Below are 14,739 nucleotides of genomic sequence, written 5' to 3'. Positions count from 1 at the left end.
AAAAAAAATAAATTTACATTGCTATTTTGTTTTTAGCAATGTAAATTAACTATTTTTAAATACTAGCTAGGCGTTTTGAAGTGCTAATAACGCTATCAGGATTAAGTGACATTGAGCTAATGCCTTTTTGTTTTAGCCAAACAGCTAAATCTATATGATCACTTGGACCTTGACCACAAATTCCTACATATTTATTTGCTTTTTTACAAGCTGTAATTGCTCTTTCTAACATAAATAAAACCGCTTCATCTCTTTCATCAAAATCAGCCACTAAAATATCCATTCCACTATCTCTATCAAGTCCTAAAGTAAGCTGGGTTAAATCATTGCTGCCTATACTAAAACCATCAAAATATTCTAAAAACTCATCGCATAAAATAGCATTACTAGGCACTTCACACATCATAATCACTCTTAAGCCATTTACACCACGCTTTAAGCCATTTTTCGCTAATAAATTTATAACTGAATTTGCTTGTGATAAAGTCCTTACAAAAGGCACCATAATTTCAATATTATTTAGCCCCATTTCATCTCTTGCTATTTTTAAAGCTTCACATTCAAGCTTAAAGCATTCCGCAAAACTAGGAGCTAAATATCTACTTGCACCACGAAATCCTAGCATAGGGTTTTCTTCGTGCATTTCGTAAAATTCTCCACCTAATAATTTTCTATATTCATTAGTCTTAAAATCACTAAGCCTAATAATCACAGGCTTAGGATAAAAAGCAGCTGCAATTGTAGCTATACCTTCGGCTAATTTTGATACAAAAAATTCTCTTGCATTAGCATAGCCTTTGCTAGCTTCATTTATTTTATTTCTTAAATCATCATTTATATTTTCGTAATCTAAAATAGCATTAGGATGAATGCCTATGTGATTATTTATAATAAACTCAAGTCTAGCAAGTCCTACACCATCATTTGGCATTTGTGCGAATTTGAATGCTAATGCAGGATTTCCCACATTCATCATTATTTTTACACCGCAATTTTGCATTTCAAATTCTTCATTTTCAATTACTTCGTATTTTAATGCCCCTTCATAAACCCTACCTTCATCTCCATGAACACAACTAACGCTTACTAAATCTCCATCTTTTAATATAGTTGTAGCATTACTAGTGCCAACTACTGCACCAATTCCTAGCTCTCTTGCAATAATTGCTGCATGACAAGTCCTACCACCCCTATTTGTAACTATTGCTGCGGCTTTTTTCATAACAGGCTCCCAGTTTGGATCTGTCATATCAGTAACTATTACATCTCCAGCATTTACACGAGAAATCTCATTAATATCATTTATAACCTTAACTACCCCAACGCTTATTTTTTGTCCTATTGCTCTACCTGTTATTAGGACTTTTGATTCTTCTTTTAATTTATAGCTTATATCTTTTTTCTTTTGAGATTGAACGGTTTCAGGTCTTGCTTGAAGTATATAAATCTTACCATCTAATCCATCTAATCCCCATTCTATATCCATAGGTCTTTTATAATGCTCTTCTATAATTAAAGCATATCTTGCAAGTTCGTTTATTTGCTCATCATTTAGGCTAAATTTATCTTGCATATTCTTAGCTACATCTACTACTTTTACAGCGTTTTCTCCTGCTTTTCTTTCTTCTTTAAATTCCATTTTAATTAGCTTTGAGCCGATTTTTCTTGAGATTATTGCTTTATTATTGTTTTTTAGGCAAGTTTTTGATACATAAAACTCATCAGGATTCACCGAGCCTTGAACCACACATTCGCCTAATCCATAAGATGAAGTGATAAATACAACATCTTTAAATCCACTTTCAGTATCAAGGCTAAACATAACCCCGCTACTTCCTTTATCGCTTCTTACCATACGCTGAATACCAGCACTAAGTGATACTTCAAAATGTGAAAAACCCTTATGCACTCTATAAGAAATCGCCCTATCATTATAAAGCGATGCAAAAACCAAACGGATTTTATCCAATATATCATCAATTCCACTAACATTCAAAAAAGTTTCTTGCTGACCAGCAAAAGAAGCATCAGGCAAGTCTTCTGCGGTAGCTGATGAACGAACAGCAAAAGTGCCTAACCCATCGCTATCTAATTCTTTATAAAACTTAATGATTTGCTCTAAAAATAAAGGCTGAAAATTAGCTTTAGTTATTAAGCTTCTAATTTTTGCACCACACTTAGCAAGTGCATCTAAATCATCAGGATTTAAATTCTTTAACTCATTAGTAATTATTTCATCTAAATTATTGTATTTTAAAAAATCTCTAAAAGCTTGTGCTGTAGTTGCAAAACCATCAGGCACTCTAACCCCACTACTAGCAAGATTTGAAATCATCTCGCCTAAACTAGCATTTTTACCACCAACTATTTCTACATCGCTCATTCTAAGTTTTGAAAAAGCTAAAACATATTCCATTTTCACACTCCTTTTTGATAGAATTATTTTATTTTAACAAGCAAGGATAACTTAAATGAAACAATTAAATAAAAAAATTGTGTTTTTTATAAGTGATGGAACAGGAATAACCGCTGAAACATTTGCTCACTCGGTATTAGCTCAATTTGAAGATGAATATGTTTTCACACAAATTAGAGAACCTTTTATAAATACTGAAGAAAAGGCGATTAAGGTTGCAAATAAAATTAATGAATTAGCAAAAACTGATATTCCACTAGCATTTAGCACTTTAATTAATGTAAATATTGCTAATCATATTAAGAATTCTAATTGTGTTTTTATAGATTTATTAGAGCCTTTTGTTAGCTTAATTTCAAATAAATTAAATGTAAAACCAAGCATAAAACAAGGTCTATCTCACTCAAACACTCATAATAAAAATTATCAAAATAGAATAGAAGCTATTAATTTTACTTTAGAACACGATGATGGGCAATTCATCTACGCACTTGATAATGCTCAAATAATTTTAATAGGGGTTTCAAGATCAGCAAAAACACCAACTAGCCTTTATCTTGCTATGCAATATGGAATTAAGGTAGCTAATTATCCACTAACTCCTGATGATTTTAAGGCTTGTGCTTTGCCTAATGCTTTAAAACCTTATAAAAACAAGCTTTTTGGTCTTAGCATAGACCCATATCGCCTAAGTGAAATACGTAACGAAAGGCTGCCTAATTCTGAATACGCAAGTATAATTAATTGTAAAAATGAAGTAAAAAATGCAGAATTTTTAATGAAGATAAACAATATCCCATTTTTAAATATCACAAATAAAAGCATAGAAGAAGTAACTTCTACTTTATTAGATATATTTGATATACATAATTAAATAAAATAATGATTTTTAGCTATAGACAATAAGCTAAAGGGATTTTAGAATTTGAAATATTAATTTCAAATTCTAATTATTTTAAGAGTTTATATATTTCATTAAAGTTACATAGCACAAATACGCCATAGCAATGGTAATTAACCAACCTATTAAAGCTAGTAATTTAGAGTGTTTATAATCTCCTACTATGTTTTTCTTATAAGCTGCAATTAATATCACACATAAAGCAATAGGCAATATAAAACCATTTAAAGTCCCTACTAAAATTAATACTGCAGTTGGTTTTCCTATAGTTGAAAATACTAAAGTAGAAAATATAATAAAAGCTATTATTATATTGTTTTCATTCTTTTTAAGCCAAGGACTAAAGCTTGATATAAAACTAACTGATGTATAAGCACAACCAACCACTGAAGTAATAGAAGCAGCCCAAATTACAATACCAAAAACAACACTACCAAAATTACCCAAAATATATTCAAAAGGAGTAAGAGCTGGATTGTTAGGATTTAAACTAACGCCTAAAGAAATAACCCCTAAAACTGCTAAAAATAAAAATACCCTAATAATACTAGCTATAATTATTCCTGAAACCGAACTTTTACTAACTTCTTTTAGATTTTCAACACCACAAATCCCCGCATCAAGTAAGCGATGAGCACCTGAAAAAGTAATATATCCGCCAACCGTTCCGCCTATTAAAGTAACTAAGCTTAAAGCATCAAATTTTGATGGAGCAAATGTCTCAATAGCCACTTCTTTTAAAGGTGGATTTGATTTAAACACAATATAAATTATTATAAGTATTAATATAGCACCTAAAATCTTAGCAAATCTATCCATATGTGCACCTGCGTCTTTATTAATGAAAATACCTATAGCAATTACTGCACTAATACAAGCTCCTAAAATAGGATTTATCCCAAAAATAGTCTCAAATCCAAGTCCAGCACCTGCAATATTACCTATATTAAATGCAAGTCCACCTAAAATTATCAAAAATGATAATAAATATCCTACACCTGGAAAGACCTTATTAGCAATATCTTGAGCTTTTAATTTACTAACTGCAATAATTCTCCATACATTAAATTGAACCCCAATATCCATTAAAACCGACATTAAAATAATAAAAGCAAAACTAGCCCCTAAGCTTTGCGTAAAAGTAGCAGTTTGAGTTAAAAATCCAGGTCCAACTGCTGAAGTAGCCATTAAAAATGCAGCACCTAATATAGCTTTATTATTTTTCATTAATTACTCCTTATGCTTATATTGTTTTCTTCTAAAGTTTTTTTGATTTTTTGTGCAAATAAAAGTGCTTTTTTGCTATCTCCATGAACACATAAACTATCAGCTTTTATATTGATTTTTTTACCATTTTCACTGATTACATATGAATGTTTTATCATATTTAATACTTGATTTATTGCTTCATCTTCATTTTCAATTAAAGCATTTTCTTTAGTTCTTGATACTAATAAACCATCATCTGTATATCTTCTATCAGCAAAAACTTCACTAATACTATTAATACCTACATCATTTGCTGCACTAATTAAACAAGAATTGCTAAGCCCCATTAATGCTATATCTTTGCCTAATTTTGCAACTTCTATTGCAATATTTTTTGCTAAGTCTAAATCAACACAAGCCATATTATATAAAGCTCCGTGTGGTTTAACATAGCTTAATTTTACACCTACCAATTCACACATTTGCTTAATCGCACCAAATTGATAAGCAAGTAGTGCTTGTAATAATTCTTTATTTAAATTCTCATTAGTTCTTCCAAAATTTGCCCTATCATTAAAGCTTGGGTGAGCTCCTATTCTTAGGTTATATTCTTTAGCTTTAATTAAGGTATTATATATTTCTTTATATCCGCCAGCGTGAAGCCCACAGCATACATTAACAGAGCTTATTAAAGCTAATATCTCATCATCATTTTGCATACCTTCAGCTAAATCTGAATTAAAATCAATTCTCACTTGCATACTCCTTTATTTGATTTATATGTGAAATTCTTTCTTTTTTTGCCATTAGAGCTTCTTCAATGCTTACTAATTCAAAACTAATCTTAGAATTAATTCTACTTTGAGCAAAAAGCCCTAAATCAGCTTCAATTACTTGAGCAATTTTTGGATAACCGCCTGTTGTTTGTGCGTCTTTTAATAAAACTATAGGCTCTCCACTACTTGGCACTTGAATAGTTCCTGCACTAACTCCGTGAGATGGCAAGCTTAATTCATTGATTAAATTAAGTTTAAAATCACTATTTAGCCTATATCCCATTCTATTGCTTGAACTTGATATATTAAATTCTTGATTTAATAAATTATGCTTTGCTTCATCGCTAAAAAGCTCCCATTCAGCACCTTTAATTATTCTTATTTTATCTCTTGGTTTTATCCTAGATACTGCTATTTGAGATAAATTCATTCTTGAACCTATGCTTAATTCATCGCCTATTTTTAATGCTCTACCATTAAATCCACCAAAAGATGCGCTAAGATTTGTAGAAGCTGAATTAAGAACAAAATCAGCACTAAAACCACCATAAGCACAAATATAAGCACACATTCCTGACATAGCTCTTATTAATCTAAGAGTTTTTCCTGCTTCAATTCTAATTCTATAATTATTATGAATTGGCTTTTCATCTATGAATGCTTCATAATTTGCCCCTGTGATACAAAAAGTCATTGCCTTATTACAATATATTTCTATCCCACCTAAAATCACTTCAATTGCAGGTGCATTTAAGTCATTTCCTAATAAAGCATTACCTAACATAAAGCTCCACTTATCTAAAGCCCCACTCTCATTTACCCCATAACTTTTATACGAAAACCTACCTAAATCTTGAATAGTTGCAATTGATGATATTTTTGTAATTTTCATAATCTCTCCTTAATGCTATTGATTACAAATTTTAATCTATCACCTGCTTTTAAAAGGCTCGGATTTTCGCTATTTACATCAAATAATTTTGCCTTTGTATTTCCTATGATATTCCATCCACCTGGACTTTGATAAGGATATATTCCTGTTTGAGCTCCACCTATACCAACCGAACCTGCTGGAATTTTAAGTCTTGGGGTGCTAAGCCTTGGAGTGTGTAAAATCTCATTTAATCCACCCAAATATGCAAATCCTGGTTGAAAACCTATAAAATAAACATCATAAATAGGCTCGGCGTGTAATTTAGCAAACTCACTCATACTCATACCTTTAGCCTTTGCAATTACCTTTAAATCAAGTCCTAAATCCCCACCATAATCAACAGGAATTTCAATCAATCTTCCTGATAGCTCTAGTGGTTTAGTGCTAGTAATTAACTCATTTAATTTACTTTGTAAATCTAATAAATCTTTATAATTTAAATCACTTGTTAAAACATAAAGAGTATTCATTCCGACCACTACTTCTTTTATATAAGGCATATCTTTAATTACTAAATTAAGTGCATAGCATAGGCGTTGTTTTTCTATGCTTATTGGAGGCTCAAGATATAAAAGCAATGAAGTTTCGCTTGTAATTTTAAATTTGTTATACATAATCATCCTTTAAATTTATTTTTTTAATACTAAAACACACTATATTCGCTATCTTTTCTATCCGTTACAAACATATATCCAGGAGAATGAGTTATCATAATATCAGGCTTACTAGTAAGTGCTATGCTTTGCGGAGTTACCCCACAAGCCCAAAATACGCATTCTTCATCAGGATAAATAGTAGATGCGTCTCCAAAATCAGGATTATTAATATCTTTAATACCTATTACACTAGGATTTCCTATATGAACAGGTGCTCCATGCACGCTAGGATAAAGAGCTGTTGCGGTTGTAGCTTTGATTAAATCTTTATGTTTAATTGGTCGCATCGAAACAACCATTTTTCCATAAAACTTACCAGCACTTACACAATCAATATTTGTAATATACATAGGCACATTATGATCTTCTTCAATATGTCTTAAAGGTATATTGTGATTTAATAAAGCTGCTTCAAATGAAAACGAACAACCTATTAAAAAACTCACATAATCATCTTTAAAATGATTAATAATATCACTTGTCTCTTCTACTAATTCGCCTTTTTTGTATATTCTATATTTAGGAATACTTGTTCTAATATCTGCATTATTTGCACTTGTTTTTGTAAGGTATTCTCCCGCATCTAAAACTTCAATTAAAGGGCAAGGTTTAGAGTTTCTTTGACAAAATAATAAAAAATCATAAGCATCACTTTTAGGCAAAATCGCAAGATTAGCTTGAACATAACCTTTACAAACCCCTGCTGTAGGTTTATTGAATTCATTTTTAGAAATTAAAGCTCTTAACTCTTCTGGTCTCATTTTTTCTCCTTTTTGAAATTGTAGTGTGAAAAAATGTGAAGAAAAGTAAAAATATAAAAAACTTAACTAAAATTGTTACAAAATTACACAATTAATTATATGTAAAATAAGTATTAAATATATTGATTATTTATATTAATAATTAAGAAATTATTACAATATAACAAATAATTATTGTAATATTTTATATATCTATTTCATAACTAATTTTAATTAGAATAATGATTTTAGGGGAGCGAAAGCTGAGAGTAGGCGTAATAGTCTTGACCCTTTGAACCTGTTTGGGTAATGCCAGCGTAGGGAGATGCAAAATTTTTCTAATCCTTTCTTAGCATTCCCATAAATTGATTTTATGGAGAGTTGTATGAGTAATTTTTTCTTGTGGCTTGGAGCTAGTATTTCGCTAGCTGAAATTGAAGCCGGTAGTTTATTTTCAGGTCTTATTTTAAGTGATTCTTTATTTGCTATATTTTTTGGATATTTTTTAGGTGGAATTTTATTTTTTGCTATGATGTATATTAGCACTAAACTAAAATGCAATGCTATGGGTAGTCTTAAATATTTTTACTCACAAAATGGCAAAATATTCTTTTCATTTTGCAATTTTCTAGCTTTAATTTGCTGGAGTGCAGTTATGATTATGAGTGCAGCAATACTACTAAATGGACTATATCCAAATACAAATTTTAACTTAGTAGCAATTTTATTATCATCACTTTTAATAATATGGCTATTCTTAAAACAAAATTTATTAATGTTAATAAATAATTTTATAGTTTGCATACTTTTTTTGATAGTAATTTATATTTTTTATAACTTAATTAATCTTAATTTAAACCAAATAGAAGTTAATAAAATAAACTTGATAAATGCTATTGAACTAAGTATTGCTATGCCAATTTCTTGGCTTGCATTAGTTGGTGATTATACAAAATATTTTAAAAATCCAATAAAAGATAGTTTAGTAGCTTCAGTTGCGTATTTTCTAGGAAGTTCGCTTATGTATATAATTGGATATTTAACTATGAAATACTATAGCGACCTTTCTAGTTTTTTAATCACTTTAAAATTATCAATGTTAATAATATTTTTGATTATTTTTTCAACAATAACAACAACATATTTAGACATTTTTTCAGCTAATGAAAGTATTAAAAACATAAATAATAAATTTGGTAATAAAATTACAATTTTATTAATAATCTTTATTGCTTTATTAATAGCTATTTTTATACCTTTTTCTTTATATGAAAATTTTTTATATACATTAAGTTCAGTATTTTTACCTATGGCATCGGTTATAGTATGTGTATATTGTTTTAAACTAAAAAATTCAGCTAAATTAAATTTTTTAATTTGGTTTATTGGATTTTTAATTTATCAAATACTGATTTATTTTGATTTTTTAGCATCAATTTTAACTTTTTTAATCATTTTAATTTTAACCTTAGGAGGAGAATATGTATCAAAACATTATGCAAAAAACAAGAAATCATAAAACTTTAGTAGAAAGTATTACAAATTATGTAACGATAAATGACTCAGCTAACGCTATTTTAGCTGTTGGTGGCTCACCTATTATGGGAGATTTTTATGAAGAAGTTGGCGAAATTGTTACAATTAGTAATGCGGTTTTGCTAAATATCGGGCAGTTAAACGAAAATCTAATAAAAGCCCATAAAAACGCAGCCTTAAAGGCAAATGAATTAAATATTCCTATTGTTTTTGACCCCGTTGCAGCAGGAGTTAGTAATGCAAGAAATAATTTATGTAAATATTTAATGCAAAATATAAAGTTTTGTGTAATTAAAGGCAATGCAAGCGAGATAAATTATCTAGTAAATAAGACATTAAATACAAGTGGCTGCGATAGTAGTGATGAAATAAATCAAAATGATTTAGAAAAATACATTGATTTTGCTAAAAAACATAAAACTATTTTGGTAATCACAGGTAAAAATGATTTTATTATCAGCAAAACAAATGTTTTTATGCTAAGCAATGGTTCGGCAATGCAGACAAAAATCACAGGTGCAGGTTGTATGCTAGGCAATATCTTAGCCGTTTTTGTAGGGGCAAATGATGATAAATTAAATTCTGTAATCACAGGTATAAGTGCATTTAACATAAGTGCTGAAATAGCCGAAACTAAAGCAAATGGCACTATGTCGTTTAAAATGCACTTAATTGATGAGTTAAGCAAAATTGATGGAACTACCATAAAAGAAAGGATAAAAATTGAAAAACTTAGATGAAATTTTAAGATTTTATGCAATTAGTGATGATATATACACTAAAGAAGATGAATTATTAGATATTTGTGAGATTTTATTTGCAAATTATGTAACTTGCTTTCAAGTAAGAAATAAAGCGAATAATTATAGCCTTAATACACTTTTAAAATTAAAAAATCTTTGTGAAATAAAAAAAGTAGCTTTAATAATAAACGATGATTTAGACCTTGCAATTAAGCTAAATGCTGATGGTATTCATCTAGGACAAAGCGATATAAACAAAAATCTAAAAATACCAAAAAATATATTTTTAGGAATAAGTGCAAGTAATTATGAAGAAGCGTTAAAAGGCTTACAATTAGGAGCGAATTATCTAGGCATTGGAGCAATTTATGAGAGCAATACTAAAAAAGATGCAAAAATGCTAAGCAAAAATGACCTAATAAAAATAGTGCAAGAAATAAACATTCCTAAAGTGGCAATAGGAGGATTAAATTATCAAAATATAGACAATTTAAAAGAATTTAAAATAAAAAATATAGCTTGTATAAGTGCGATTTATGAAAATCAAAATTATAAAGCAAATTGCGAAAAATTATGGAAAAAGATTTCTCTTTTATAATTGACCTTGATGGCGTAATCATTGATAGCGTTGGCTTTTGGCAAGAATTAGCTAATGGATATAATTTAGATGATTTAAGTTTTTATGATGGGCTTAAAAAAATTGATGAATTAAACAAAACTAAATTAAGTAAAAAAATCATTAAAACTTGCATTGATTTTTATAGTAAAGAAGCTAATTTATGTATAGGTGTAAATGAGTTTTTAGCCAAATTTAAAGCTTATAAAAAGTGTATTTATACAGCTAGTCCATTTGCAAAACTTGTTTTAAAAAGATTTGATATTTTAGATGAATTTGTTTTCATTCAAGATGAAAGAAAATATTTAAAAACTACTCAAATAGCTTTAAAAACTTGTATGAATAAGCTAAATACTAATAAATTTATTTTAATTGATGATAGCTTTAAAATAATTGATTTAGCTAATAAAAACGACATTTTTAGCGTTGGAATCAATTGCGAAAATGCAACAATAAATATTAAAAACATAGGAGAATTAAATGAAAAAGATATTAAGTATAGCTGGAAGTGACCCATCTGGTGGGGCTGGGTTGCAAGCTGATATAAAGACAATTCAAGCTCATAAAATGTATGCAATGAGTGTAATTACAGCTCTAACTGCTCAAAATACTAGCGGAGTTTTTGGCGTTTTAAGGGTTGATGCAGATTTTATAAAAGCTCAAATAAAAGCTTGTTTTGATGAATGCGAAATAGATTTTATAAAAATCGGAATGCTTTATGATGAAGAAATTATAAATTGTGTTAAAAATACTCTAAATGGATATAGTAAAATCGTATTAGATCCAGTAATGGTATCTACAAGTGGTGCAAGATTGCTTGATGAAAGGGCGATTAATGTTATAAAAGATTTTGCAAAAAATGTTTATTTGATTACTCCAAATTTATATGAAGCTGAAGTTTTGTTAGGCGAAAAAATCACAAATGAAAAAGATGCAATAAATGCAGCAAAAAGTTTAGAAAAAACTCTAAATTGTAAGGTTTTGTTAAAAGGTGGGCATTTAAATGCGAGTGATTTTTTAAGCGAAAATGGTGAAATTACTATTTTTAAAGGCGAAAAAATAAAAAATATTGTAACTCACGGCACGGGTTGTACTCTAAGCTCTGCAATTGCTTGTAATTTAGCTTTAAACGAAAATATTAAAACAGCTTGTAAAAATGCAAAAGATTATGTAAGTAATGCTTTAAAAAATAGCTTTAATTTTAATTACAAAGTAAAATTATTAAATCATTTTTAGCATTATAGTTTTAAGCTTTAATTTTAAAATATGTTTTTTGAAATTAAAGCTCTTAACTCTTCTGGTCTCATTTTTTCTCCTTTTTGAAAATGTAGTGTGAAAAAATGTGAAGAAAAGTAAAAATATAAAAACTTAACTAAAATTGTTACAAAATTACACAATTAATTATATGTAAAATAAGTATAAGGTTTTTATTATTAATTTATAAAAGATAAAAGTAGTAAATATGTAATATTTAAAGCTTTAAAAGAATTTGAAATTCCTTAAAACTTTAAATATATATAAAATTATTTAACTTTTTCTACTGCATCAAGTATTGTTTTTTGAGATTTTATATCGTTTATATCAGTTTTAAAATATAATTCAACTCTATTATTTTTGATAGATTCTAAACTATTATTATCAAATCTAGGATTGTTTGCTCCATAGCTTTTGATACTAAGTTTTGATGAATCAACCCCGCTTTTAATAAGTATCTCAAGGACTTCTCTAGCTCTTGCAGTTGCTAAATCAAAACTTGTTAAATAACTATCATCATTATCGCTAAATCCACGAATTTCAAGCTGAACCCCATCTCCTAAGCCTTGCATAATCATTTTAATTCTTTTAAGATATAAAATATCATCACTATTTGCAACTCTAGTTTCGTCTTTGTTAAAAAACAATATTGAAGGAAGTTCCATATAAAATTGGTTTTCTCTTTGATCTAAGATAGCCTTTAGTTTTTCTATACTTTCTTGCTGATTTATATTTTGAGCTTGTAAAGCACGAGATTCTTCGTTATTTGATGGACTATGTTTGCCATCTGTTTTACTCTCTTTTTCTACCACCTGCGTGCTTGGAAAATCAAAAATCTTTACAAATTCTTTAGTTAAAGCCTTTGCTTTATCAGTATTTACCGAAGCAATAGCGTAAAGTGCAATAAATAACGCTAGTAATAATGAGAAAAAGTCTGCTAAAGGAACAGCCCATTTCTCGCATGCTGGTATTGGTGGGCACTTTTTTTTCTTAGACATTATTATTCACCAAATTGTGATTTAGGTACTAAACCATGTGGGAAATATAAAAATAGCTTTTGCTCTAAATCTCTTGGATTTGCACCTTCTGCTATACCAACTACCCCAGCCATCATAAGCTCTTTTTCTACTATTAAATCATGTCCGTTACCTTTGATTTTGTTTCCCCAAGGCACAAACACTCCATAACAACAATAAATCCCTGTAACCGTAGCCGTAAATGCACCCGCAATACCCATCGCCATTGCTTGCGGATTATCAAGTAATTGAAGTGCTAGCATAAGACCGCACACCGCTCCAACAAGTCCAAATGTAGGACAAGACTCACCTACACGACAAAAGAATTCCCTACACTCATCATAATAAGTTTCTGAATGAGAAATATCAAGCTCCATACTTTCTTTTATTTCTTCAACATCTTTACCATCAACCATCATCATCATTGCTGATTTTAAGTAGTGATTATCTATTTCAGCTACTTTTGGTTCAAGTGCTAAAAGCCCATCTTTTCTAGCAATAGAAGCAAATTCTATTAACTGATCGGTTCTTGCTTGAAAATTAACCCCACTACCTTTAAAAACTATTTTAAGCTCTTTAAAAGCTCCTTTTATAAAATATTTATTCGTTCCAACCATAGTAGAGAAAAATGCTGTTGGTAAAACGATTAAAACCGATGAAATATGAATAAGGTGTAATGGGTTACCACCTTCTAAAATATCCCCTACGCAAATAGATGTAAGAGCTAAAACCATTCCTAAGACCGTTGTTAAATCCACATTTTTTCCTTTATTTAAATCTTAAAATATTACATTCATTTAGTTAAAATTTCTTCATTATATACTTTTATGCAATTTTTGCCAGCATTTTTAGCAGCATACACTGCTAAATCGGTTTTTTTCATAAAATCATTAGAATTTGTAATAGTAGTCGGCAAAATTGTAGCCACCCCTATACTAATACTACTTTTCCATCTATCATCTAACTTATTTCCTACTTGAATATTTAAACTTCTAGTAACATTTAAAAGTGTTTTTGCTAATAACATAGCACCATCAATATCTGTATTTGGTAATAAAACAAAAAACTCATCTCCACCAAGTCTTGCTAAAACATCATCAGTTCTAATAGTTTCTTTGATTGTTTGCGAAAACTCTCTTAATACCTTATCGCCCATTTCGTGTCCATAAGTGTCATTTACTTCTTTAAAATTATCTAAATCAATCATTAAACCACTTGTAATTAACGAATTTTCTTTAGCTTCATTTAAAATAACTTCTAAAACTTCAAATAAATGTCTTCTATTTGGTAAATTTGTTAATACATCTGTTAAAGCTATACTTCTTAAAGTTTGATTTGTTGCTGCTAATTCTCTTGTTTTCTCTTTCACTTTTAATTCAAGATTTCTTTTAAGTTCTAATAATTCGCTATTTTTCTTAACTACAACATTTAAAAGATTACTAAGAGCTTTTACTAAAGGTGCTGTTTGCTTATTTTCATTTTGAACTACTATCTCATAAGCTTCTTTAGCTTCAAGACCTTGATTAATTAATTCTATTTGTTTTGCCATATTTTGGTCAATCCCTAAAATATGAAAAGCAAGCCAAGAAATCAAAAACTCTAACAAACTCTTAACAGCTTCTTTATTAGTGCCATCTCCAACATCATCATATAATTGCTTAGTTTGTTCTATAAACATTTTATGACTTAATTTATGCTCTTGAAAAAAATCACTAAAAATATTTACATTTTGCATTAGCATTTCTTCTTCTGAAAAATGCTCTTTAGCATAGTTTAAAATACCATTAAAAGCTTCATCTAATTCGTTTTTATTTAAATTCTTTTCGCTTAATTTTAAAGCTAGTTCATTGATTAATTGCACTAAATAATAATGCTGCTTATCAACATTATCAATATTTGTTTCATAGTCTTTATTCCAAGCAAATATTATTTCCATAACCTT

General features: G+C 29.0%; 14 protein-coding genes, 1 pseudogene and 1 riboswitch. Of the genes and pseudogenes, 6 read left to right on the top strand and 9 right to left on the bottom strand.

All coding sequences use genetic code 11. The features are described 5' to 3' along the window. Nucleotides 1-55: 55 nt before the first annotated feature. On the bottom strand, nt 56-2,416 hold the full coding sequence (ppsA, locus tag AVBRAN12637_RS07745) for a phosphoenolpyruvate synthase (protein WP_336615632.1): 2,361 nt from the start codon (nt 2,414-2,416) through the stop codon (nt 56-58). A 55-nt stretch (nt 2,417-2,471) separates the two neighbouring features. On the opposite strand from ppsA, the gene ppsR reads away from it, so the two are divergent. Then, nucleotides 2,472-3,290 (top strand): posphoenolpyruvate synthetase regulatory kinase/phosphorylase PpsR, encoded by an 819-nt coding sequence (ppsR, locus tag AVBRAN12637_RS07740; protein ID WP_214120410.1) that lies wholly within the window; start codon nt 2,472-2,474, stop codon nt 3,288-3,290. Nucleotides 3,291-3,371: 81 nt separating this feature from the next. On the opposite strand, the gene AVBRAN12637_RS07735 is transcribed toward ppsR, so the two are convergent. The 5 genes and pseudogenes from AVBRAN12637_RS07735 to AVBRAN12637_RS07715 form a co-directional block, all read right to left on the bottom strand. Then, nucleotides 3,372-4,544, bottom strand: a complete 1,173-nt coding sequence (locus AVBRAN12637_RS07735; protein WP_336615631.1) for an NRAMP family divalent metal transporter — start codon at nt 4,542-4,544, stop codon at nt 3,372-3,374. Continuing rightward, nucleotides 4,544-5,281 carry a 5-oxoprolinase subunit PxpA gene (locus AVBRAN12637_RS07730; RefSeq protein WP_336609668.1) on the bottom strand — a complete coding sequence of 246 codons (738 nt, stop codon included), beginning with the start codon at nt 5,279-5,281 and terminating at the stop codon, nt 4,544-4,546. The genes AVBRAN12637_RS07735 and AVBRAN12637_RS07730 overlap by 1 nt, the downstream gene beginning before the upstream one ends. Further along, complete coding sequence (locus tag AVBRAN12637_RS07725; protein WP_336615630.1) at nt 5,271-6,194, bottom strand: biotin-dependent carboxyltransferase family protein; 924 nt, start codon at nt 6,192-6,194, stop codon at nt 5,271-5,273. The genes AVBRAN12637_RS07730 and AVBRAN12637_RS07725 overlap by 11 nt, the downstream gene beginning before the upstream one ends. Further along, nucleotides 6,191-6,850, bottom strand: coding sequence for a 5-oxoprolinase subunit PxpB (pxpB, locus tag AVBRAN12637_RS07720; RefSeq protein WP_214120413.1), 660 nt, complete (start codon nt 6,848-6,850; stop codon nt 6,191-6,193). The genes AVBRAN12637_RS07725 and pxpB overlap by 4 nt, the downstream gene beginning before the upstream one ends. A 29-nt stretch (nt 6,851-6,879) precedes the next feature. Continuing rightward, nucleotides 6,880-7,656 (bottom strand): annotated as a pseudogene (locus AVBRAN12637_RS07715) (putative hydro-lyase); the annotation flags it as partial. 216 nt (nt 7,657-7,872) lie between these two features. Further along, nucleotides 7,873-7,973, top strand: a riboswitch (TPP riboswitch). Nucleotides 7,974-8,017: 44 nt separating this feature from the next. Here AVBRAN12637_RS07715 and AVBRAN12637_RS07710 point away from each other — a divergent pair. Genes AVBRAN12637_RS07710 through thiD form a run of 5 tightly spaced genes read left to right on the top strand, consistent with a single transcriptional unit; the run spans nt 8,018 to nt 11,763 of the window. Then, nucleotides 8,018-9,151 carry a cytosine permease gene (locus tag AVBRAN12637_RS07710; protein WP_336615629.1) on the top strand — a complete coding sequence of 378 codons (1,134 nt, stop codon included), beginning with the start codon at nt 8,018-8,020 and terminating at the stop codon, nt 9,149-9,151. Beyond that, complete coding sequence (thiM, locus tag AVBRAN12637_RS07705) at nt 9,114-9,908, top strand: hydroxyethylthiazole kinase (RefSeq protein WP_336615628.1); 795 nt, start codon at nt 9,114-9,116, stop codon at nt 9,906-9,908. Before AVBRAN12637_RS07710 ends, thiM begins: the two co-directional genes overlap by 38 nt. After that, the gene (gene thiE, locus AVBRAN12637_RS07700; protein ID WP_336615627.1) at nt 9,892-10,509 is read left to right on the top strand and encodes a thiamine phosphate synthase; all 618 of its coding nucleotides are present in this window, start codon (nt 9,892-9,894) and stop codon (nt 10,507-10,509) included. Before thiM ends, thiE begins: the two co-directional genes overlap by 17 nt. Beyond that, on the top strand, nt 10,485-11,039 hold the full coding sequence (locus AVBRAN12637_RS07695) for a hypothetical protein (RefSeq protein ID WP_214150601.1): 555 nt from the start codon (nt 10,485-10,487) through the stop codon (nt 11,037-11,039). The genes thiE and AVBRAN12637_RS07695 overlap by 25 nt, the downstream gene beginning before the upstream one ends. Beyond that, nucleotides 11,008-11,763, top strand: a complete 756-nt coding sequence (thiD, locus tag AVBRAN12637_RS07690; protein WP_336615626.1) for a bifunctional hydroxymethylpyrimidine kinase/phosphomethylpyrimidine kinase — start codon at nt 11,008-11,010, stop codon at nt 11,761-11,763. The genes AVBRAN12637_RS07695 and thiD overlap by 32 nt, the downstream gene beginning before the upstream one ends. A 287-nt stretch (nt 11,764-12,050) precedes the next feature. Here the strand turns inward: thiD and motB are convergent, their stop codons facing one another. From motB to AVBRAN12637_RS07675, 3 genes are read right to left on the bottom strand one after another with little or no spacing between them, the layout of a single operon-like run. After that, nucleotides 12,051-12,779 carry a flagellar motor protein MotB gene (gene motB, locus AVBRAN12637_RS07685; protein WP_336608794.1) on the bottom strand — a complete coding sequence of 243 codons (729 nt, stop codon included), beginning with the start codon at nt 12,777-12,779 and terminating at the stop codon, nt 12,051-12,053. 2 nt (nt 12,780-12,781) lie between these two features. Then, nucleotides 12,782-13,555: a flagellar motor stator protein MotA gene (gene motA / locus AVBRAN12637_RS07680; RefSeq protein ID WP_214118320.1), complete on the bottom strand. Its 774-nt coding sequence runs from the start codon at nt 13,553-13,555 to the stop codon at nt 12,782-12,784. 35 nt (nt 13,556-13,590) lie between these two features. Continuing rightward, nucleotides 13,591-14,733, bottom strand: a complete 1,143-nt coding sequence (locus tag AVBRAN12637_RS07675; RefSeq protein WP_214118318.1) for a GGDEF domain-containing protein — start codon at nt 14,731-14,733, stop codon at nt 13,591-13,593. Nucleotides 14,734-14,739: the final 6 nt, after the last annotated feature.

The organism is Campylobacter sp. RM12637 (assembly GCF_020137645.1).
GTDB lineage: Bacteria > Campylobacterota > Campylobacteria > Campylobacterales > Campylobacteraceae > Campylobacter_E.
Note: the sequence above shows the minus strand (reverse complement) of the source record. Positions and strands in the feature narration are given on the sequence as shown.